Origin of the sequence: Nostoc sp. (genome assembly GCF_036916985.1) — a bacterium.
Classification (GTDB): domain Bacteria; phylum Cyanobacteriota; class Cyanobacteriia; order Cyanobacteriales; family Nostocaceae; genus Nostoc.
The window spans coordinates 39,820-60,154 of record NZ_JBALFD010000079.1; the positions used below are offsets into that span (position 1 = coordinate 39,820).

The following is a 20,335-nucleotide window of genomic DNA, read 5'->3' on the forward strand; positions in this document are numbered from 1 at the left end:
AGGGGAAAACTCTTCTCCCTTTCCCCCTACTTCCCTGCTCCCTTGCCCCCGCGCATAACTCCCTCATCTCCCCTCTTAAGCTAAGGCTTCTGACTACCCGCTTCTTCTGGTGCAGGCTTGATGGGAGCGCCATTGGTTATGTTGAGAATACCGGAAACAACAATTTTGTCCCCAGCTTTTAGTCCGTCAAGAACTTGATAATTATTTCCCTCAATAACTCCCAATTTCACAGATTTTTGTTGAGCTACTAAAGATGCTGCTGGCGCTCCAGATTGAGGCTTTTCCTGTGGTGCTTGAGCCACAAACACAAAAGTCTCCCCACCCAACCGAGATACTGCTGTAACTGGAATTAATATTCCCGGACGTTCATCCCAGATCACTTTAGTTTGCACTGACTGAAGATTCAGCAGTCGATTTCTCAAATTGCCAAAGTTAGCTTTCACCAAAACTGTCTGCGAATCTGAACTGGCATTTGGGGAGATAAAACTGATCTTACCGGTTGATATCGGTTTACCTTGGGCATCCAGCATTTGCACGGGTAAGCCCAAGCGCAACTTTCTGGCTTGATCTAGGGGAATGGATATATTCAGGTTTAAAGAGTCGTTTTTGGTCAATGTGGTCAGCTGATCCCCTTGTCCCACATACTGCCCTACCTTGACTGGGATATTACCAACAATACCTGTGAAAGGAGCTAGGACTTTTGTGTATTGCAGTTGGACTTGAGCCGACTGGACTTGAGCTGCTGCTTGGCTGACTTGCGATCGCCCTTGGGCAATATCTTCTGGGCGGTTGCCGTTCACCTGCTGCCGATAGAATTGTCTCTGTTGTTCTAAGGCAGCACCCAACTGTTGGATATTAGCAGTTCTGCTTTTGCGGAGTTGTTCTAAGTTTTTCTGGGCTGCAACCAGCGCCGCTTCTGCACTAGCTTTGTTTTTAAGGTATTCATCTAGGCTATCTTGAGAAGTTGCCCCTTCTTTTGTTAATTGTGCGTATCGCGTTGCTCGTGCTTGTGCTAATACTAAATCTGATTTGGCGGAATTAACTTGAGCTTCAGCCTGCTGAATTTGCTGTGGTAGCGATCCAGATACGGCATCTTGATATTTTGCTTCAGCTTGATCTAGCTGGGCTTTGGCTTGGAAAACTACTTCTCTTCGAGTCCCTGCTTTGAGTTCAGCAAGATTTGCCTGTGCTTGTTCTAGTGCTGCTTGTCTTTGGCGTAGCTGGGCTTCGGCATCATCACTTTGCAGGCTAATAATGACTTGCCCTTGTTGAACACGGTTGCCCTCATTGATGTAAATCTGGGTAATTCGTCCTTCAACCTGTGGCTTAATTGGTACAGATAGTGGTGCTTCTAAGGAGCCAATAAACTCCGAACTTTCCTGCACAGTTTCAGTTTCTACAGTTGCTAACTTGACAGGGATTGCTGGTTGAACAGCACCGGCTCCAGCCGCAGGTGTATTCTTAGCGTTACTAGTTTGCCACCAGCGCCAACCAAAACCAACACCTGCAACTAACAGGATAATTCCCAATATCAGGGGCCAACGCCTTTTTTGAGGTGGCTTTGGCGATCGCTGTGGCAATGGTTGCGATTCTTGATTAGGATCGTTAACAGCAGGCTGTTCTACTTCAATGGGAAGGGGAGAGTCAGGGAACTGAGGATTGGACATCTTCGTTTACTCGTCTTGTGGATTTAGACTTGGGCAATCTACTTTTCGCTAAAAAAGCATTATTTTGAATAGTTTTTTAGCCCTTTTTCTCGATGTTGGTAACAAAATTTTTGGGTATTTGGGCGATCGCTCACGATGTCTAGCACCTAAAACGAACCAATATCATCTAGCATATTATGGTCATTTTGTACATTACTTAACTCCAATCATTTTTTGAATTGTAATTTATAAAACTTTTTTCACTAGTAAAAACTCAGTGCCTTGTCTTTGTTGCAGGCAACCAAATAAAACCCCTGTCTCCTTTAATGGTGAAGTGCTAATACCACGCACAAATAGATTCACAAAAGTTTACATATAGTATTTATAACCTTAGTCTAGTGTGGTAGATATATCGCTAAAACGCAGGATACCGTGAAGCAACATACTCGCGGAACTATCTACAGATGCTTTCATATCTATATCTGAAGATGCTGTGTCCGGCTCTTGACTTTTCACAAGTACACAATCATCTGTGCGCGCAGTGATTTTTCAGTTTCGTATAAGATTCAGAAAGTCGACTGGCGATGTCGCTTCGCTTCTGCCATAAATGTCCAAATCAGGTTTTCATGCTCCTCCATCATCTTGGTTGCAAAGCCTTGGATAATTCTTGAAGTCAATGTACAGGTTTTGAGTCTACTGATCGTAATAGGCTACAGCTTGAGACTGTCAAGCGATCGCTTAGGTAATCACAAGTTAGTGGTTGCTCTTTGCTCTGGAAATGACGAAATCAAGCGACTTTAGTGAACATAGCAACACAAGCAATTTCTTGCGTTTTAGCTTCGATTAAACCTACCGTTGCAGACACCTCAGTTGTAGTCTTAATCAAGGTTGCAGGAATTTTTGCCATCCTTGATGTTAAGTTTTCTCTGAGTGTTTGCAAGCGCTTGCTTGCATTATAACCACATAGTACACGAGATAGTATATAAGTCACAGATGAGTTTATCGTTCTTAAGTCGTAGTGAATACTGATCTTAAGGAAGAAAAAAGTATGGAGCGATGCCTTCTTTATGAGATACTCCCCATAGCTTGCTTCCCCGTAGGGGTTAGGTGGGCTATGCCTACACTGATTAATTCAGCTTTATTCATCAAGTTATCCTCACCAAGAACGACGTGCAATCAATTAGTGTTCTCTAGAGTCCTATTTTTGAGCAATCTTAACTTCCTACAGTTAGTTCACCCAATCGGTTGATTCGCAACTCACCCGAATGGGTGATTTAATTTATCCAAATTAGGGTATCGGCTGTGTAGACAATCCCCTTCAGGAGTGCTGAGTGCCCAGTGCAGAGTTAAGAATCTCACTTCTTAAATCTGCACTCGGAACTGGCTCAATGCCCCGCGACTGCTAACGGAATTGTTTCGCCCAATCCCCAATCCCCAGTCCCCTTTAACCATCCACAACTGATTTATTGGAATCCAATTTCGGAAAGATCCCCATAGTTGATTTGCGGTTAGTAACAATGTGAGAAAGAAGCAACTCATACCGATCGAGTGCTTGTTCCAAGGAATAGTTTTCTTCGGCAAACTGTCTCCCTTTGTTGCCTAGCCTTGCACCTAGAGCCGGATTAGTATATAAATCATGCACCGCAGCTGCCATTGCATGGGGTGATTCTGGCTCAACAATTATCCCACCACCACTGAGTTCGAGCGCTCTAGCAGCAGTACCAGTGGCGGGAACTGAACCCACAATCGGGCGACCACTCGCCAATAGCAATGGTATTTTTGAAGGCATATTGAACGAAATCACATTGCACTTTTGCACAATTAATCCTACATCAGATGCCGCTAGCATTTCGGGTAGTTTTTCTCGTGGCTGCAAAGGTAGCAGCAAAACATTATCTGCTCCATTTAATAGACAATATTCCTGCAACCTTTGTAATGCTCTTGATTCGCCAACGATTACAAAGACAATATCCTTAATATGACGCAAGCAAACAGCTGCTTCTATTACTGTTTCAAGACCTTGTGTTAGAGCAATATTGCCCGAATAAAGGACTACAAATTTATCATCCAGTTGATGGTTAGATATCCAAGAGTTGTTCGCTTTGGGTAAAGGCCGGATGAAATTTAAATTCACCCAATTGGGAATACAAACAATTTTATTAACAGGTACTCCCTTATTCACTAAGTTATCGCCAAACCCGTCGGCAATGACACTAATAGTATGTGCAGTCTGATATGCGAATTTCTCTAGGGCTGTAAGAATTTGGATCATCCACTTATTTTTCAATAGCCCAATACGTACAGCGGCTTCTGGTAGAATGTCTTGCACATTCAGAACTACTGGGCAGTTGTATAACCAGCCAAACATTGTTGCTGGCAACGTACCTAATAGAGGTGGAATTGTTAAGAGAATCACATCGGGGCGTCCACCTTTAAAGGCTTGGGGTAAGCTGGTGAAAACAAAACTCAACTCTAGTAACAGCCGATCTACGAGGTTAGGTTTGGATTTAATTCGGAGGTAACTTCGCTCAATAGTGACACCATTTTTTTGTTCCGTAAGGTACCACTTATCCCGATACCCATCATAAATTTCGCGCTGAGGATAGTTGGGCATTCCCGTAATCACTCGCACTTCATGACCTCGCTTGACTAATCCTTCTGCCAATTCAGTCATTAACGGGGCAATTCCAATCGGCTCTGGATGATAGTTGTAGGAATAAATCAGAATGTGCATGAGCTATTTTTGAATTGCGTGAAGACAGTCTAAAATGATCGGATTTATTCCTTCATAGCCAGTACAGGCTGCTACTTTTATTACTTATTTTAAGTTGTAAGATTGCTTGATTGAAATTGCGTTAAGTAAATGGTAAAAATTAAGTCAAACTATGTATTTTGCAATGCAAACTTAATTAAATTGGATTATAGTAAGCGGCTCCAATCCTATTTTAAAAGCTAGAGCCGATTACTACAGACCTTTAATCATTCATACTGATTTATTTAAACATTGTTTATGAATTTTATTAGTGGTTTTTAAAAGAAAGTTTTGGTACTGAATAATCAAATTAAAAATTAAAACATCATTTTGTGTAAGCAGGTTAGGTTCCTATAGACATAGGCTTTAACAATTTTTGGTGATTATGACAATAGTTGATCTAGTTGTTTCTGAACTAATGTCTAAACTTACACTTGGGGGATTGTAGCATTATATTCACAGTTGTGCATATAACCCTCATTCCGCCTTTTAAACTGGCACAGGAAGTGTTTTTAACCAAGTCATAAGTATTGTGTTTATCACACTCAGTTCTGAGTGCTGAGTAATAAACGATCGTACTCAGTACTTTCGCACTATGGTAAAAGCCCCGCCCAAAGTCAAGCGGAATCTTTTAATGTGGGAGAAGGTTGATACCCCGATGCCACTTGCTTTATGCCGGGAAACCCGTCCACCGCAGTGGCTTCTTTGTGGGCGGTCTTTCACGCTCTTTGCCGAGGCACGGGCTAAACCTTAGCTATCCGCTAACGGAACTCAGCACTCTTCATTAAAGCTTTGGTCGTTTGCTTTCGAGGATTTCTGTTGCCTTTTGAGCAGAAAGCGGCCGGTAGAATAAAAAGCCTTGTACATCTTCACAGTTGATAGATTTCAAAAACTCCAATTCTTCTTCATTCTCTACCCCTTCGGCTGTCAACTTCAATCCTAAGCTTTGTCCTAAGCCAACTATGGCTTTGATGATATGAGCTACTTTAACATCGCGCGTCAAATCTTGAATAAAAGACTTATCTATTTTCAGATTGTGCAGTGGCAAAAGTTGTAGGCGGGAAAGCGAGGAATGACCTGTACCAAAGTCATCAATGGAGATGTAGATACCCATCTTCTCGACATTCTCTAACACCGTTCTGGTAAAGTCCAAATCCTCAATAGCTGTGGTTTCGGTAATTTCTAATTCTAAAAAGCGCGGCTCCAGACCCGTTTCTGCTAAGATTTCGGCTATAGTCTCCACCAATTTAGGTTGACGGAACTGCTTCAGAGAAAGATTAACAGCGATCGTCATTGGTGGTAATCCTGCATCTTGCCATGCTTTATTTTGGCTACAGGCTGTCCGTAGCACCCATTCGCCAATGGGGACAATTAATCCACTTTCTTCGACTAAGGGAATAAAGACACTGGGCGCGACCAATCCCATCTCTGGATGCTGCCAACGCAATAGAGCTTCCATACCAGTAATCTCTCCTGTGGAAATGTTCACGCGAGGCTGATAGTACAGCGTAAATTCATTGCGTTCTAGGGCATAGCGCAAGCTCTTTTCTAAAGTCAGAAGTTCGGGATTTTTAGCACTCAGGGAAACACTGTAGAATTGGTAGTTATTCCGCCCTTTGTCTTTGGCGTAGTACAAAGCGGCATCTGCGTGCTGGATTAATGTTTCGCTGTCAGGGCTATTGTTATCAAGTAACGCAATACCAAGGCTGGCAGTTACATAAAGTTCATGCCCTTGGAGATGAAAAGCATCCTCTAAAGCTTGTAATATTCTGCAAGCCACCAAAGTTACCTCTTCAATATCATTAACTCGCGGGAGTAAAATAGTGAACTCATCACCTCCCCAACGGGCTACAGTGTCTCCGCCTCTGAGTGAGTCTTTTAATCTTTGAGAGACGCTTTGTAGCAATTGGTCTCCCAGAGTGTGTCCCAAAGTATCATTAATCACCTTGAAGCGATCCAGGTCGAGAAAGATCACAGCTAAACTTTCGCCATTGCGGGTAGCGTTGGGCAGAGTTTTATTGAGCAGTTCGTTAAATAGTAGGCGATTGGGCAACCCTGTCAGCACGTCATGGAGGGCTTGATAGCGAATTTTTTCTTCTACTTGCTGGCGCTGCCGTGTACTAATGATACTGGCGGCCATGGTCAAAAGGGTAGATTCTTCATGCCTAGACCAATGACGCTCAAAGTTGCAGTCTGCCAAGCCAAGATAGCCCCAGAACTCATTGTCTAAGCGGAGAGGCACTAAGAGAAGGGATTTAATGCCATCTCGAATTAGGAATTCTTGCTCGGCGACAGGAAATTTTTGGGTGAGTCCGCTAATCGACTGGCCGCTAGAGAGAACTGTATACCAACGGGCTAATCCAGAAGCTTGATAAGGCTGATTCTGCCAATGGTGTTGGGTAGATTCAATAAAAGAGTGCGTCCATTCAAACCGTAAGCTGACGGCTATTTCCCCTGTAGCAGGATGGGGATGGTTCTGAAACAGATAGGCACGATCTGCCTGGGCAGCTTCACCCAGTACAGCTAGAGCTCGAGTAATACCAGTTTCGTAATTCATTTCTCTTAGCAAATAATTAGCCGCTTCTGCAACCGCCTGTAGCAAGCGATCGCGCTGATGTAGTTCGGCTGTAACTTGCTTTTGCTCTGTAATATCCCTAACAATAAAAGTTCTAATTAAATCGCTTTCAGGCAGGTAGAGTACGGATTGTTCAAAAACTTCTGCGCCTACTTCCACCTCCCGGACAAAAGAATTTTTTTCTAGATTGTTAACTCCATTGAGGAGTCCTGTTAAAATCGGATGTTCTATCCCAATTTCCCGAAGTTTAGGAAACTTGAGAGCTGCGGCTGGATTCAGATAAGTAACTGTTCCCTCAAAATCCATCTCAATAATCGGATTGGGAATAAGTTCAGGGAAGGATGCTAGGCGAGCTAAGGCAGATTCACTAGCTGCTTCAAAGCTGGGATCGACAGCTAAAGTTTGAAAAGGATTAGCAGGATTAGCTTGCGCGGAGAGGAAACCAGATAAGTCTTCAACGTCAAAAGATTCAGAAAATACTTTTTCGGAAATGTTGGAAATAGCGTAATATTTAGCTTGAGCTTGATTGCTGCCAAAGGCAATAATATCTCCATGTCTGAGATTATGAGAATAGCATTTAGTACCATTTACAAATAAGCCATTAGTACTGCCTTTACCCTTGTAGTTGCCATCAATTATTTGGAAGCCATATTGGTCAGTTTCAGGAACAGTTACTCGCAATAAAATTGCATGTTGCATTGATACTGATCGGGAAGCCAAGACAATAGTGTTTGCGGGATGCCGCCCCAGCGAATAAGTATTTTCTCGCAAGGGTATATTTCGCCGTCCTTGCAGGTCTTGAATAACCAACAGATGGCGTATTTTTTCCCGCTCATTTTCTAGCATGGCTGTTCCTCAAATCCTCATACCTTTATTTCTATGTCTTAGGCTGAAAAATACTACTTCCCGAAGTTAAGGCTTTCAGGCTACACTTGTAGGAAAATTTTCTCAATAAAAGTTCTCACCATCTGCTATCCCAAAATTGGTATGAGGGTGCAAACCAGCCTTTACCTTCATAATTAACCTTCTGGAATAAGATGGCTAATTGTTCAATCAGTTTTTGCGGTAGAAGTTCTAGCTGATTTCTCCACTCATACATAAGTTATAAACTTAGTCCCTTCGTCTATATCATTCAACCTTGTCTTTCTTAGGATACCCAGATTAATAATTCAAAATTCACGCATTCAAAATTGTTGGTCTAGCCTCTGGTAAAGAAGAAAGCTAGCTCAGGAGATTTCAAAACCAAGGGTCTTAAACATCTGATTTTTATTTTTTAATTGGTTAAATAGTGCTGCGTCACGGAATTTTGCGAATTAGATAGAAATATCTGATCTTTGGATGAGCGCACGCTAGTTGCTTTAATGGCGGGAATCCTCTCTTAGCAAAGCTTCTTGTTGAGGTGGTCAAGAGAATGACCCCTGAATTTTAAAAAGGATTATAAAGTAAACTAAAATACAGACCGTTTTCTTGTAATGTTCTGTCATTTGAGTTAACAGATATTAAAGGAATACCCCAGTCAAGACGAACAGTGAAGCGATCGCCCTGTGACCAACGCAACCCCAAACCAACAGCAGCTAAAGTATTAGGATTGGGATTGTCTCTGCCTGAACTATTCCAGCCAACACCAAAATCTACAAAGGGGACAACCTGTAAGGTGCTATTTATCTGGGGTAAGCGCAGAATCGGTACTTGAACTTCCGCAGAAACAAAAGTACCATTATCCGTTAACAGGTAATCTTGACGGTAGCCTCGAATGCTATCCTGTCCACCTAAGCCAAATTGCTCTAAGGGCAAAAGTGTTCTGGAGGCGAGTTGTGTATTTAAACGAAGTAATAGTAAGGTTTCAGGAGCTAAAAGGCGGGCCCACTGTCCTTGCCCTTGCCAAGCAAAAAAGCGGCCATCGGGAGCCTCTTGATTAATGGTGGGATTTAACACATCGATACCTAAGCTAAATTGAGAGCGTAGGGCGATGACTTCACGGCTGTTACGAGAAGTCCATTCTTGAAAAAATCGCAACGCAGATACCCTGGTGCGTCCCTGGTTGTCAGCACCTAAACCAGGGAAAGGTATTCGCTCTATTTCGACATAGGAGGCTTCACTTTCCCGTCGTGAGGCTGTCAACCCCAAGACGAATTCTTGCGTAGGAGTTTGAATTATGGGCTGGCGAAATGTCAGTTCGTAATAGCGAGAAGACGATTGGATATCTAAAACGTTGAAAGGAGGTTCAATGACATTACTCGACGTAGTGCCATAGTTAAAGCTGAGGGTTCCGTTCTTAGGATTGACTGGTAATGTATAGCTGGCGTCAAAGGAGTTGCTACCATCGGTATTAGTGTAAGCTACACCTAAAGCATCTCCCAATCCCAATAAGTTGGCTTCATTCAATTGTAATCGACGGCGGAAACTGCCAACACTAGGCGATCGCCCATTATCAAGAACTATTTGGCTACTGAAGGTTTTTGCTTCACTGATCTTGACTTCTAACAGACTAGCACCCGTCCGCGATCCTGCTGAGAGTTCAGCAGTCACGTTTTGAATTAAAGGATTAAGTTGCAAAAGTTGTAGTGCCTCTAATAGACGCTGGCGATTCAGAGGCGGTGATGTCGCTATTGCTAGTCGGCTGCGGACATAATTCGGATTCAACCGTCGAGTTCCAGTTACCTGGATACCCTCTAATTTACCTTCGACCACCTGAATTTTGACAACACCAGATTGGATTGTTTGGGGTGGGATATATGCACCAGAAGTAATGTAACCATTTTTGACGTATAAATCAGTGATTTTAGAACGTGCTTGATATATTTCGGTCAGCGAGATTGGTCGTTTGGTAAATTCAGCAGTAGCTTTAGCTAATTCTTGGGCACTGAAGACTGTGCTACCAACAACTTCAAACCGTTCAACAACAATAGTTTGAGGAAAGTTGCCAGGAATTGGTTCCTCTGGTGTGGGAGTTGGGGCAGATGGGGGAAATAGTTCTGCTGGTGGGGGAAGTGGCTGTGGCAATTCAGGTGCAGGAAGTGGCGAAGGTGCAGGTGGTTGGACATCCTGTGGTGGTGGGAGTTGTTGTTGTGACAGGATGAAATTACTAGTTGGTAATTGTGTAGTATCAACAGCCTGGGCTTTCAGTGGACTAGAATATATACTGCCGAGTGATAGAAGTATACTCAGCGGTAAGCAAGGCACTATAAGATTCTGGGGATATTTATCAATCATCACACTGGACTATTTTTTGTCAGTAACTATGGAATTATAAGTAGGTGGGCGTCAATATTTGTCGTTGGGATAAGGCAGGAGCCAGGGGGCAGGAGCCAGGGGGCAGGGGGAAAATTCATAACTCCTAACTCTTCACTCAGCACTCGAAACTCAGCACTCTTCATTCCATATCCTTTTGCTTAAACATTCCCATCAATTTACGTTTACGAGCGTGGGTTTGCATCAAGTTTCCCCGATAGCTTAACCAGTCAGATTTCTTTCCAGATTTCAAGTATGCATTGCGCGCCTTTTTCAACCATTCAACCGCGTAGTAGTAGTATTCGGCTTTACCTGCATCCATAATCTTTTCGGCACGGAGACGAGCATTAGCAATCACCCAACTAGGATTATGAGGGATAGCAGCATCCATGACTCGGTGAATTAACTCTGAATGATAAGAACTAAGTTCACTAGCGATCGCAATTGCATCATCAATTAGCCCCTCATGCAAGAATATGTCCAACTTGGCCGATTCTGTTCCCCAACCACTATAAGTACGAACAATTCTCAACAGGTCTGTTTTGACACTTCCCCAGTTTTCCCCAGCCAATTCTGCCATCTTTTGGTAGTCCACAAAGGAGGGCTTGACTTGAAAAGCTGCCTTGATTGCTAATAAAGCAGTTTCACTATTACCCAACTCACTAGCTAAATCACTTGTCCAAATTCCCAATTCGTACTGACAATTACCTGGTAAACTTAACCCACTTTGGGCTATATCTAGTGCTTGCTGTAATGCTCCCTGAACGCTGAGTGTTTTCGCTAGAGCAAAAGCCTCTTCCATTGAGTTCATCTGGGTTTGAGCCGCATCAATCGCTTCTTCTACCCTGCCTAAACGCCCCAACATAGTCAGATATTGCTGGGTTTGCCCTTCCGCTTCTGCTAAATACAGGTATTCTTGATAACGTTCTTGACGTTCGAGAATTTTTAGGCGAATTAATGCCAAATCATCTGCATAGTCTGGCACATCTTCTTCCCAAGCTCCCCTTTCCGTAATATTACCTTGGAGAACTTGTAGCAATGGTGGATAATCCCAACCTTGGCGTAAAGCCTCCATAATCAGACCAAAGTCAACATTCCAATCATCTTGCCATGCTTCTAAATTGATTTGAATATCAACTTTTTCTTCAGGGGTAAGTTGGGTGCTGAGAATTGCTTCACACCAAGCACTATTTAATTCCTCGACAATTTCATCGTTTTCAGCGCCATATTCGGCAACATCATCCCAATTTTCCACACAGGTAGAGGTAATCGCTTCCAAAATAGCGATCGCATTTTCACCCTCTCCCCGTTCGCTAAAATCTACCGCAGTTTGCACCACACTCAGCAAATCTTCGCCAATCGGGTCTTCTTCATATCCCTCCTCAAAGTAGCGCACGGTATCCTTGAGAATCTGCCGTACTTGCCGCCGAAAGGGAGTCGGGTCAATAGTCCTGCGACGCAGAGGTTTGATGTTTGTTTGGTTGTCAGCAGGATTCGTCATCCAACTTACATGACGGTCAATCGCCTCAATTAGTGGTGAGTATTCTGCGACTAACTCTTGCAGCAGCCTTTGAGTTTGGATATAATCTATGCGATTTAGTAGTTCTTCTAGGGTGGGGCGCTGCTCAATATTTTCTGAGTTACGCGCACAGACAAGCATCGTCGCCACAATGTGTTTGCACCACCCTTCCAAGTCGTAGGCACAGGTGCATTTTACTGAAGTTAAGCCACTGCTATCGAAACTCAGGTTGACATGATAAGGTCTAGCTTGAGTGCCGACAACATCCGCCTGAAGCAGATGACCACGTTGGATAACGGCATTGACAGCACCAGCTTCATAATATGCCTCGCCCCGCTGGAAAGATTTGGCGTTGGCATGACGACGGATAGTAAATTCACTAATTTGGGGAATAGACATCGAGCGATCGCCTGTGTAAATCCTCTGGATCAATCCTAAATCCAGCTTAGTGTTAGGCTAACGCGCTGTAAAGAAATTCAAATTTATGGGCATTGGGCACTTGTACTGAGCGCAGTCGAAGTATTGGGCATTGGGCATTGGGCATTGGGATGAGAATGCAATTTCTATTCATTAACTAGCTCCGAACTGAAATCAGCTTCATTACCCTGCAAATACTCACCTAATTTATTGTCGCTTTTCTGGGAAAACCAAACCATATAATGAAAATATCCATATTTTCGCCAGAAGTGAGTGAATCATAATTTGAGTTAACAACACCCAAACCTGAAATCAGTGAACAGTCAACAGTAAACAGTCAGGGTAATGTAAGGTGAGGGATTTAGAGTTCAGCGATAAAACTGATAACTGATAACTGTTAAAAGGGTTGCGCTGATTGTCGGTCAAGTTGAGAATAAATAGGCGAAGCAGACGGGGAAACTAACGTGAGTCAAGGATATGATTACGATTTAGTAATTATCGGCGCTGGTGTAGGCGGACATGGCGCAGCCTTACACGCCGTAAGTTGTGGTTTGAAAACAGCAATTATTGAAGCTGCTGATATGGGAGGAACCTGTGTTAATCGGGGCTGTATTCCTTCTAAAGCGCTGCTGGCGGCATCTGGACGTGTGCGGGAGTTACGCAATGCCCACCACCTCAAGTCACTGGGAATTCAAATTGGTAGCGTAGAATTCGATCGCCAAGCGATCGCCAATCATGCTAACGATCTCGTCTCGAAAATTCAAGGCGACTTAACCAACAGCCTCAAACGTCTAAAAGTCGATATCATCCGAGGTTGGGGAAAAATCGCTGGGGCGCAAAAAGTCTCGATTTCTGGAGACGGCGGTGAAAAAACCATCACAGCCAAAGACATTATCCTTTCTCCTGGTTCAATTCCTTTTGTGCCTCCAGGGATTGAAGTAGACGGCAAAACTGTCTTTACCAGCGATCAAGGTGTCAAATTAGAGTCGCTACCAGACTGGGTGGCAATTATTGGTAGTGGTTATATCGGCTTGGAATTTTCTGATATTTACTCAGCTTTGGGTTGTGAAATCACCTTAATTGAAGCCCTAGATCAGTTAATGCCAGGATTTGATCGCGATATTGCCAAACTTGCCGAACGGGTGCTAATTACTCCCCGCGATATTGAAACGAAAGTTGGGATATACGCCAAAAAAGTCACCCCAGGTTCACCTGTGGTAATTGAGTTAGCAGATTTCAAAACCAAAGAAGATGTAGATGTCATTGAAGTAGATGCTTGCTTAGTAGCTACCGGACGCATCCCAGCCACCAAAAATCTGGGTTTAGAATCTGTGGGTGTAGAACTCGATCGGCGGAATTTTATTCCAGTAGACGATCGCATGGCAGTGCTATCAGCAGGTGAAGTCGTGCCGCATTTGTGGGCAATTGGCGACGCTAATGGGAAAATGATGTTGGCACATGCGGCTTCTGCTCAAGGCATCATCGCGGTAGAAAACATAGTTGGGAGGGAAAGAATAGTAGACTATCGCAGCATCCCCGCAGCGGCGTTTACTCACCCAGAAGTCAGTTATGTGGGCTTAACAGAAACAGCTGCTAAGGAGTTAGGACAAGCCGAAGGGTTTGAAATCGCCACAAGTAGGAGTTATTTCAAAGGAAATTCCAAAGCTTTAGCAGAAAATGAAGCCGACGGTATTGCCAAAGTGATATATCGCAAAGACACCGGAGAAGTCTTGGGTGTTCACATTTTCGGACTACACGCCTCAGACTTAATTCATGAAGCGTCAGCTGCGATCGCCAACCGTCAATCTGTCCAAAGCTTGGCACATCTAGTCCATGCCCACCCGACACTCTCGGAAGTATTAGACGAAGCTTATAAACGAGCGATCACAATTTAGGGATTGGGTACTGGGTACTGGGGATTGGGTATTGGGTATTGGATATTGAAATTAAGGGAAAGACAATAGGTGACAGAGAATAATCTTTACCCTGTAACCTGTAGCCTATTTCCCAGCCCAAGTCCCAAGTCCCCAGTTCCCAAGTCCCCAGCCCCCAATCCCAAGTCCCCAGTCCCCAATCCCCAGTCCCCAATCATGCAAATTCGTCGTCGTTCACCTAACCCAGCTATTGATGTATCAATATTACGTTATCAGGCTGCCGTGCCTGATGCAGCGCCAAACAATATTTTGGAAGAGATTGTCTGGCAGAAAGAAGTAGAATATGACCAAATGCGGGAAAAGGTTCCTTTGCAAGAATTGCTGAAACAGGTACTAACTGCGCCGCCAACCCGTGATTTTGTCGCCGCTTTGCGTCAAGGCAGGACTAAACCAGCATTGATTGCCGAAGTTAAAAAAGCTTCACCTAGCAAAGGCATTTTACGAGCAGATTTTGACCCAGTAGCGATCGCCCAATCTTATCAACAAGGTGGTGCTAGTTGTCTTTCGGTGCTAACAGATGTCAAGTTTTTTCAAGGCAGCTTTGATAACTTAGCCAAGGTTCGGACTGCCGTGGATTTGCCTCTACTGTGCAAAGAGTTTATTATTTATGCTTACCAAATATACTTAGCGCGGGTTCAGGGTGCAGATGCTATTTTGTTGATTGCAGCTATCCTGAGCGATCAAGATTTGAAATACTTCCTGAAAATTGCTAACAATCTGAAAATGACAGCCTTGATTGAAGTCCATAGCTTGGCAGAACTTGACCGTGTGTTAGCCTTGGATGGAGTCTCCTTAGTAGGAATCAATAATCGCAATTTAGAAGATTTCTCTGTTGATCTGCAAACTACTTGCGAACTTTTAGCTGCAAGGGGTAGCCAATTGCAGGAGAAAAACATCCTGGTTGTCAGCGAGTCAGGACTACACAACCCAGATGATTTGAATTTGGTGCTGACAGCCGGTGCATCCGCTGTACTCATTGGAGAATCTTTGGTAAAACAACCAGATCCCGGCGCTGCGATCGCCCATATATTACCGAGGAATTTCTGAAAAGTTACACCTCCCCTGCCCTAAAAGGCGCAGGGCAACTGCACAAAATAGTTGGCAATTGGGCATACTATGCGTAGATACGCAGCACTTTGCCATTAAATATCATCAATATCTTTGCCAAATCTTCATTGCTAATCAAATTAAAGCCATAAACAACTAGTTATTTCTTATGTAACAATTCATTAATAAGAGACAAACTCTGACTGATAAAAAATACCAAATATGAAATCAAAATTTAACTTCATGGAGCAAATTCCTCTACCTTCACCTATTCATTACGAACTTATACTTCAACTCTTAGAAAGACAAACTATGTTAGCAGTAAATGATAATCCAGATTTACGGCATCAGGTGAATCAGCTAATTATTACTCTCCGTAAAGCTGCTGTACAGCAAAAGCGACTAGAAGAAATTTGTGAGTTTTCCTCTGTAACTATTGATCACCGTTGGTCAATCAACCATCATCACGATAACAAAGTTGTTGCCCCCGATTGAAGATGATAACTTAATATCTTAATCTCAAATTTGGCATCTTTGTGAAGTTTTCTTAGCTATCATCAGAAAGTTTCTCTGTGTATTGAAGGAGTCAGTACTTACAAGTTACACCGCACTTACTAGATAAACGCTATAGCTTTTGACAATTTATACAAAAATAATATTAATGCTGTAGAAAACAATTTTCATCTTGATAATATTTTAGCTCTGAAAAAGTTAATCTTGATTTAAAGAAAACTGTAGATCAGTTAAAATATTGATGAGATTCTCTCTCGAATTTGACGAAAGATGAAATATAACAGCATTGATGAACTCTTCAGAAATAATCAAGCTTGGGTTGCCGAGAAACTAGCTATAGACCCAACTTACTTTGAAGAATTATCTAGCGGACAAACACCACCTTTTCTATACATTGGGTGTTCTGATAGTCGTCTGGCATTAACAAGCTTTACCCGTACAGAACCAGGAGAGTTATTTGTACATCGTAATATTGCCAATCAAGTTTCTCTAACGGATATAAACTTTTTAGCCGTTTTAGAATACGCAATTTTACATCTGAAAGTGGAACACGTGATCGTTTGTGGTCACTATGATTGTGGAGGAATTAAGGCTGCTTTAGAAGGAAGAACCATCGGAATTCTTGATAACTGGGTAAATCCGATTCGGGAACTGTATTTAGAGAAACAAGAAGAAATTGATGCCTTGCCAACAAGAGAAGAACGTCTGAATCGTTTGGCGGAAATCAATGTTGTGGCACAAGTGAAAAATCTTTACCAAACTTCCATCATGCGTCAGGTACTCCATGAACGAAAAGCACCGATGGTTCACGGCTGGGTACTAGATATACGCACTGGGTTAATCAAAGATTTGAATGTCTCAACTGTGCAATGGCAATTACACATCTGTCCCTTGCTTCTAGAGTTTAGACTGTATGCGATGTTAAAGAATGAGAGCTAATTCAGCATTTACCGCCACAAAAAAGCCTAAATTTGAAACTTGATAAATACTATTTTTACAACACCTATTTAGATATTGGATTTTATTGGATAGTAACTATTAGGGTTTGAGAGGCGCTAGCCCTGATAAAAGAATACAGTTCAGAATGAGCAACAAAATCCTTGTAGAGACGGCGATTTATCGCGTCTCAAAAACCCAAAACTATTGCCAGTAGCTCTTAACCCAAGCGTATTGAACTATAAAATAGTTAATTTCATAACCTTTTTTATAGAGGCAATTCATGAATTGCCTCTACACCAACATTGCTCAGAATCAGTAACGCCAATATTGCTACACTCAACCTATCTTTTGCAAAGAATTATTTTTTAGCAATTATCCACACTGCATGAATAATTCCAGGAATGTAACCAAAAAGCGTCAAAAGTATGTTAATCCAAAAATCTATACCAAAACCTACTTGTAAAAAAACTCCCAAAGGCGGCAGGAAAATGGCACACAGAATACGAATTAAATCCATTTAAACCTCCTGTTCATCTCACAAAAAACAGCTTGTTGGCAAAGTAATTTACTACTTTTCAAGCATACTTGTACCTCTCAAAGATAACATTTTCTCTGTTAATCTAGGTCATGCTTAAGATGCGGGAAACCGCACTTAACATTAGCCACCGCTAATTTTGGCTTTGTAACCTAGCTTGGTCAAAATCTCGGCAATTTTCTGCTTGTGTTCGCCCTGAATTTCAATTTCGTTATCTTTAACTGTCCCACCAGTGCCACACTGAGTTTTCAACTGCTTCAGCAAATCTGCCAAGGTTTCCGGTTTGATTTGAAAACCACTAACCACTGTGACGGTTTTCCCTTTGCGTCCTTTGCGAGAAGCTTGTACTTTAAGATTTTGTTGTTGTGGGGGCAGTTCTGGAATTGGTCTTTCTGTAGCGGCTGAGTTGTCATTGCCAAATTCGCGGTAGACAAAGCCTTTGTCGGAAGATTTGGGATTGGAAGAAGACATACAAATGAATGTTTAAGAAATAATTTCAAAGGCAGTGGAAACTTCTACGTAACCATTCTGCTGAGATGTCAATTTCTAGGCTAACATCACAAATCCATTGCCAGGGAGCCGGGAAGAGGCAGAGGGGCGGGGTGCGGAGGGGAAAACTCTTCTCCCTTGCTCCCTCATCCCCCTCATCACCCCACTCTCCATGCCCCATTCCCCAGATATACCCCAGACTTTCTATATAATTAAGTCATTCCCGTCATCAAAAACAGCCTGTGACTACCACTCCCCTATCTCCAAGTTCAATTGCTCAAGTTCCAGATACGCTAGGCCGCTTTGGACGCTTTGGCGGTAAGTATGTACCTGAAACGCTTATGCCTGCCCTTGCTGAGTTAGAAACAGCTTATCAGCAATACCGCAATGACCCCAGTTTTCAAGCAGAACTACAGCAGTTGTTACGGGACTATGTAGGACGTGCGACACCATTGTATTTTGCTGAACGCTTGACTGCTAATTATGCCCGATCCGATCGCACCGGGCCACAAATTTACTTAAAACGTGAAGATTTAAATCATACTGGGGCTCACAAAATCAATAATGCTCTTGGTCAGGTATTGTTGGCAAAACGCATGGGTAAGCAGCGGATTATTGCCGAAACGGGTGCGGGACAACATGGAGTTGCAACAGCCACGGTTTGCGCTCGTTTTGGGCTGGAATGCATAATTTACATGGGCGTTCAGGATATGGAACGCCAAGCTTTAAATGTGTTCAGAATGCGGCTGATGGGGGCAGAAGTGCGTCCGGTAGAGGCGGGAACTGGAACTTTGAAGGATGCGACTTCTGAAGCAATTCGGGATTGGGTGACAAATGTAGAAAGTACCCACTACATCCTGGGTTCAGTCGCAGGGCCACATCCTTACCCAATGATGGTACGTGATTTCCATGCAGTTATCGGCGAAGAAACTCGCGCCCAAGCAATAGAAAAGTGGGGTGGATTGCCTGATATTCTCTTGGCTTGTGTGGGTGGTGGTTCCAATGCAATGGGGCTGTTTTATGAGTTTATTAATGAGTATTCTATACGATTAATTGGGGTTGAAGCAGCGGGAGAAGGTGTCAATACTCAAAAACACGCAGCAACCTTGACAAAAGGACGAGTTGGTGTATTGCATGGAGCAATGAGCTACCTGCTGCAAGATGAAGATGGTCAAATCATTGAGGCACACTCAATTAGTGCTGGGTTAGATTATCCTGGTGTGGGCCCAGAACATAGCTATTTGAAAGATACTGGTCGCGCTGAATACTATAGTGTGACGGATGCAGAGGCTTTAGAGGCATTCCAGCGATTATCGAAATTGGAAGGGATTATCCCGGCATTAGAAACAGCCCATGCGATCGCCTACCTAGAAACCCTCTGTCCTCAACTAACTGGCAGTCCTCGGATTGTCATTAACTGCTCTGGACGCGGTGATAAAGATGTACAAACTGTAGCCAAGTTATTATATCCAGCGTAAATCTACGTAAAATATTGGGAAAAAAGCAATATATGGATCAACAATTCAAACACGCGATGCTACCGCAACCTACTCATGACGAGTTAGCACGTCAAAACTTTGTGCAAAGTCTGAAAATGCACATTTTCAGGAATATCTCTCCTGGTAATAAGGTAGTTTATGAAAAACTAGGCAAGCCGAGGTTTGAACAAGAACATCAGCGTCCCCCCCAGAATCGTTATGAAATTCGGGAAGTAATGCAGCACGAACCCTATTATCGCTGGACTAGTGCCCTCAAGCGCATCAACCAGGAAATGTTATGGGATGCTGTAAATGCCAACGTTGACAGACAACTACCAGAATTGATTGAACGTGGCAAAGATAAAGGTGGTGAACTGGGTACTTTAACCCTTGACTCAAATTTTGAAATACCTACTCATCAAAAAGCTGTAGATATTCACTGTATGCCCGGAGGATATCACAGTGAATTCACCACTGATGATGTCACTGCCGGCGCAACCTACGATCGCGGCGTTTATGTTTATGGTTTAGGTTGGTTGGGGCCCCTGAACGATGATATGGGGCTATCTATAGTTCAAAATTACCTCCTATCAGAATATCCTGACTTTCGACCGAGAAAAATTCTTGATATGGGATGTTCTGTCGGCAATAGTACATTACCTTATGTAGATGGTTTCCCAGATGCAGAAGTCCATGCTATAGATGTGGGTGCATCTATGCTGCGTTACGCTCATGCAAGAGCCGAAGCTTTGGGAAAACGGGTACACTTCTCTCAGCAAAATGCCGAACGCACTAACTTCCCTGATGAATCATTTGATTTAGTGGTTTCTCATATTTTGCTGCATGAAATTCCCCCGCCAGCCATCCGTAAAGTTATGCAAGAATCTTATCGTCTACTGGCTCCTGGCGGCATGATGATCCATGTTGAAGCACCCCTTTATCGTCACATGGATGTTTATACGCAGTTTATTTATGATTGGGAAACCGCTAACAACAACGAACCCTTCTGGAGTGCTGCACGCGATCTGGATTTGGTATCCCTAGTTACTAAGGCTGGTTTTGCAGCAGATAAGGTTTTCGAGAAATTTGTCCCAAATGGAGCGTGGAAAGCCAAGGTAACGAATGGACTGTTTAAAAATGGGAACTCAGGCAGCCAAGGCACTTGGTTTGTAGTTGCTGCAACTAAGTAGTAATTCGTAATTCGTAATTGAGGAAGTCGGATTTTCTCTGGGTTTCCGGCTTTTTTTTGTGTAGTGTTAT

Annotated in this window: 16 protein-coding genes; 6 read left to right on the plus strand and 10 right to left on the minus strand. The window is 43.1% G+C overall.

Annotated elements, in window-relative coordinates; all coding sequences use genetic code 11:
- Nucleotides 1–80 precede the first annotated feature (80 nt).
- The 8 genes from V7L07_RS25230 to V7L07_RS25265 all read right to left on the minus strand — a co-directional run bounded on the left by V7L07_RS25230 (nt 81) and on the right by V7L07_RS25265 (nt 12,122).
- A complete protein-coding gene (locus tag V7L07_RS25230) occupies nt 81–1,667 on the minus strand; it encodes an efflux RND transporter periplasmic adaptor subunit (RefSeq protein ID WP_335061552.1) in 1,587 nt (528 codons plus the stop codon).
- Between the two features lie 369 nt (nt 1,668–2,036).
- Complete coding sequence (locus tag V7L07_RS25235; RefSeq protein ID WP_335061553.1) at nt 2,037–2,162, minus strand: hypothetical protein; 126 nt, start codon at nt 2,160–2,162, stop codon at nt 2,037–2,039.
- Nucleotides 2,163–2,433: 271 nt separating this feature from the next.
- Complete coding sequence (locus tag V7L07_RS25240; RefSeq protein ID WP_335061554.1) at nt 2,434–2,637, minus strand: hypothetical protein; 204 nt, start codon at nt 2,635–2,637, stop codon at nt 2,434–2,436.
- Nucleotides 2,638–3,090: 453 nt separating this feature from the next.
- Nucleotides 3,091–4,380: a glycosyltransferase family 4 protein gene (locus tag V7L07_RS25245; RefSeq protein ID WP_335061555.1), complete on the minus strand. Its 1,290-nt coding sequence runs from the start codon at nt 4,378–4,380 to the stop codon at nt 3,091–3,093.
- Between the two features lie 802 nt (nt 4,381–5,182).
- Nucleotides 5,183–7,819 (minus strand): EAL domain-containing protein, encoded by a 2,637-nt coding sequence (locus V7L07_RS25250; RefSeq protein WP_335061556.1) that lies wholly within the window; start codon nt 7,817–7,819, stop codon nt 5,183–5,185.
- A 115-nt stretch (nt 7,820–7,934) separates the two neighbouring features.
- Nucleotides 7,935–8,072: a hypothetical protein gene (locus V7L07_RS25255; protein ID WP_335061557.1), complete on the minus strand. Its 138-nt coding sequence runs from the start codon at nt 8,070–8,072 to the stop codon at nt 7,935–7,937.
- 326 nt (nt 8,073–8,398) lie between these two features.
- Nucleotides 8,399–10,186 carry a ShlB/FhaC/HecB family hemolysin secretion/activation protein gene (locus V7L07_RS25260; RefSeq protein ID WP_335061558.1) on the minus strand — a complete coding sequence of 596 codons (1,788 nt, stop codon included), beginning with the start codon at nt 10,184–10,186 and terminating at the stop codon, nt 8,399–8,401.
- 160 nt (nt 10,187–10,346) lie between these two features.
- Nucleotides 10,347–12,122, minus strand: coding sequence for an SWIM zinc finger family protein (locus V7L07_RS25265; RefSeq protein WP_335061793.1), 1,776 nt, complete (start codon nt 12,120–12,122; stop codon nt 10,347–10,349).
- A 482-nt stretch (nt 12,123–12,604) separates the two neighbouring features.
- Here V7L07_RS25265 and lpdA point away from each other — a divergent pair, with 482 nt between their 5' ends.
- The 4 genes from lpdA to V7L07_RS25285 all read left to right on the plus strand — a co-directional run bounded on the left by lpdA (nt 12,605) and on the right by V7L07_RS25285 (nt 16,573).
- Entirely contained in the window at nt 12,605–14,035 is a 1,431-nt protein-coding gene (gene lpdA, locus V7L07_RS25270) for a dihydrolipoyl dehydrogenase (RefSeq protein ID WP_335061559.1), read from the plus strand.
- Nucleotides 14,036–14,230: 195 nt separating this feature from the next.
- A complete protein-coding gene (trpC, locus tag V7L07_RS25275) occupies nt 14,231–15,121 on the plus strand; it encodes an indole-3-glycerol phosphate synthase TrpC (protein WP_335061794.1) in 891 nt (296 codons plus the stop codon).
- 243 nt (nt 15,122–15,364) lie between these two features.
- Nucleotides 15,365–15,616, plus strand: coding sequence for a DUF5340 domain-containing protein (locus V7L07_RS25280; protein WP_179069134.1), 252 nt, complete (start codon nt 15,365–15,367; stop codon nt 15,614–15,616).
- Nucleotides 15,617–15,904: 288 nt separating this feature from the next.
- Nucleotides 15,905–16,573 carry a carbonic anhydrase gene (locus V7L07_RS25285; protein WP_335061560.1) on the plus strand — a complete coding sequence of 223 codons (669 nt, stop codon included), beginning with the start codon at nt 15,905–15,907 and terminating at the stop codon, nt 16,571–16,573.
- Between the two features lie 358 nt (nt 16,574–16,931).
- On the opposite strand, the gene V7L07_RS25290 is transcribed toward V7L07_RS25285, so the two are convergent.
- Together V7L07_RS25290 and V7L07_RS25295 are read right to left on the minus strand one after the other, a co-directional pair.
- Nucleotides 16,932–17,090 (minus strand): YqaE/Pmp3 family membrane protein, encoded by a 159-nt coding sequence (locus V7L07_RS25290; RefSeq protein WP_335061561.1) that lies wholly within the window; start codon nt 17,088–17,090, stop codon nt 16,932–16,934.
- Nucleotides 17,091–17,231: 141 nt separating this feature from the next.
- Nucleotides 17,232–17,579: a translation initiation factor gene (locus V7L07_RS25295; RefSeq protein WP_335061562.1), complete on the minus strand. Its 348-nt coding sequence runs from the start codon at nt 17,577–17,579 to the stop codon at nt 17,232–17,234.
- Nucleotides 17,580–17,839: 260 nt separating this feature from the next.
- Between V7L07_RS25295 and trpB the strand changes: the two genes are divergently transcribed.
- Together trpB and V7L07_RS25305 are read left to right on the plus strand one after the other, a co-directional pair.
- The gene (gene trpB, locus V7L07_RS25300) at nt 17,840–19,075 is read left to right on the plus strand and encodes a tryptophan synthase subunit beta (protein WP_335061563.1); all 1,236 of its coding nucleotides are present in this window, start codon (nt 17,840–17,842) and stop codon (nt 19,073–19,075) included.
- 32 nt (nt 19,076–19,107) lie between these two features.
- Nucleotides 19,108–20,265, plus strand: a complete 1,158-nt coding sequence (locus V7L07_RS25305) for a class I SAM-dependent methyltransferase (protein WP_335061564.1) — start codon at nt 19,108–19,110, stop codon at nt 20,263–20,265.
- The last annotated feature ends 70 nt before the right edge of the window (nt 20,266–20,335 follow it).

Excerpts from the sequence above, each read along its gene's own strand:
- V7L07_RS25265 (WP_335061793.1), bottom strand. The coding sequence starts at position 12,122 with ATGTCTATTCCCCAAATTAGTGAATTTACTATCCGTCGTCATGCCAAC.
- V7L07_RS25285 (WP_335061560.1), top strand. The coding sequence starts at position 15,905 with ATGAAATATAACAGCATTGATGAACTCTTCAGAAATAATCAAGCTTGG.
- V7L07_RS25255 (WP_335061557.1), bottom strand. The coding sequence starts at position 8,072 with ATGTATGAGTGGAGAAATCAGCTAGAACTTCTACCGCAAAAACTGATT.
- V7L07_RS25250 (WP_335061556.1), bottom strand. The coding sequence starts at position 7,819 with ATGCTAGAAAATGAGCGGGAAAAAATACGCCATCTGTTGGTTATTCAA.
- V7L07_RS25260 (WP_335061558.1), bottom strand. The coding sequence starts at position 10,186 with ATGATTGATAAATATCCCCAGAATCTTATAGTGCCTTGCTTACCGCTG.
- V7L07_RS25290 (WP_335061561.1), bottom strand. The coding sequence starts at position 17,090 with ATGGATTTAATTCGTATTCTGTGTGCCATTTTCCTGCCGCCTTTGGGA.
- V7L07_RS25280 (WP_179069134.1), top strand. The coding sequence starts at position 15,365 with ATGGAGCAAATTCCTCTACCTTCACCTATTCATTACGAACTTATACTT.
- trpC (WP_335061794.1), top strand. The coding sequence starts at position 14,231 with ATGCAAATTCGTCGTCGTTCACCTAACCCAGCTATTGATGTATCAATA.
- V7L07_RS25245 (WP_335061555.1), bottom strand. The coding sequence starts at position 4,380 with ATGCACATTCTGATTTATTCCTACAACTATCATCCAGAGCCGATTGGA.
- V7L07_RS25230 (WP_335061552.1), bottom strand. The coding sequence starts at position 1,667 with ATGTCCAATCCTCAGTTCCCTGACTCTCCCCTTCCCATTGAAGTAGAA.
- V7L07_RS25295 (WP_335061562.1), bottom strand. The coding sequence starts at position 17,579 with ATGTCTTCTTCCAATCCCAAATCTTCCGACAAAGGCTTTGTCTACCGC.
- V7L07_RS25305 (WP_335061564.1), top strand. The coding sequence starts at position 19,108 with ATGGATCAACAATTCAAACACGCGATGCTACCGCAACCTACTCATGAC.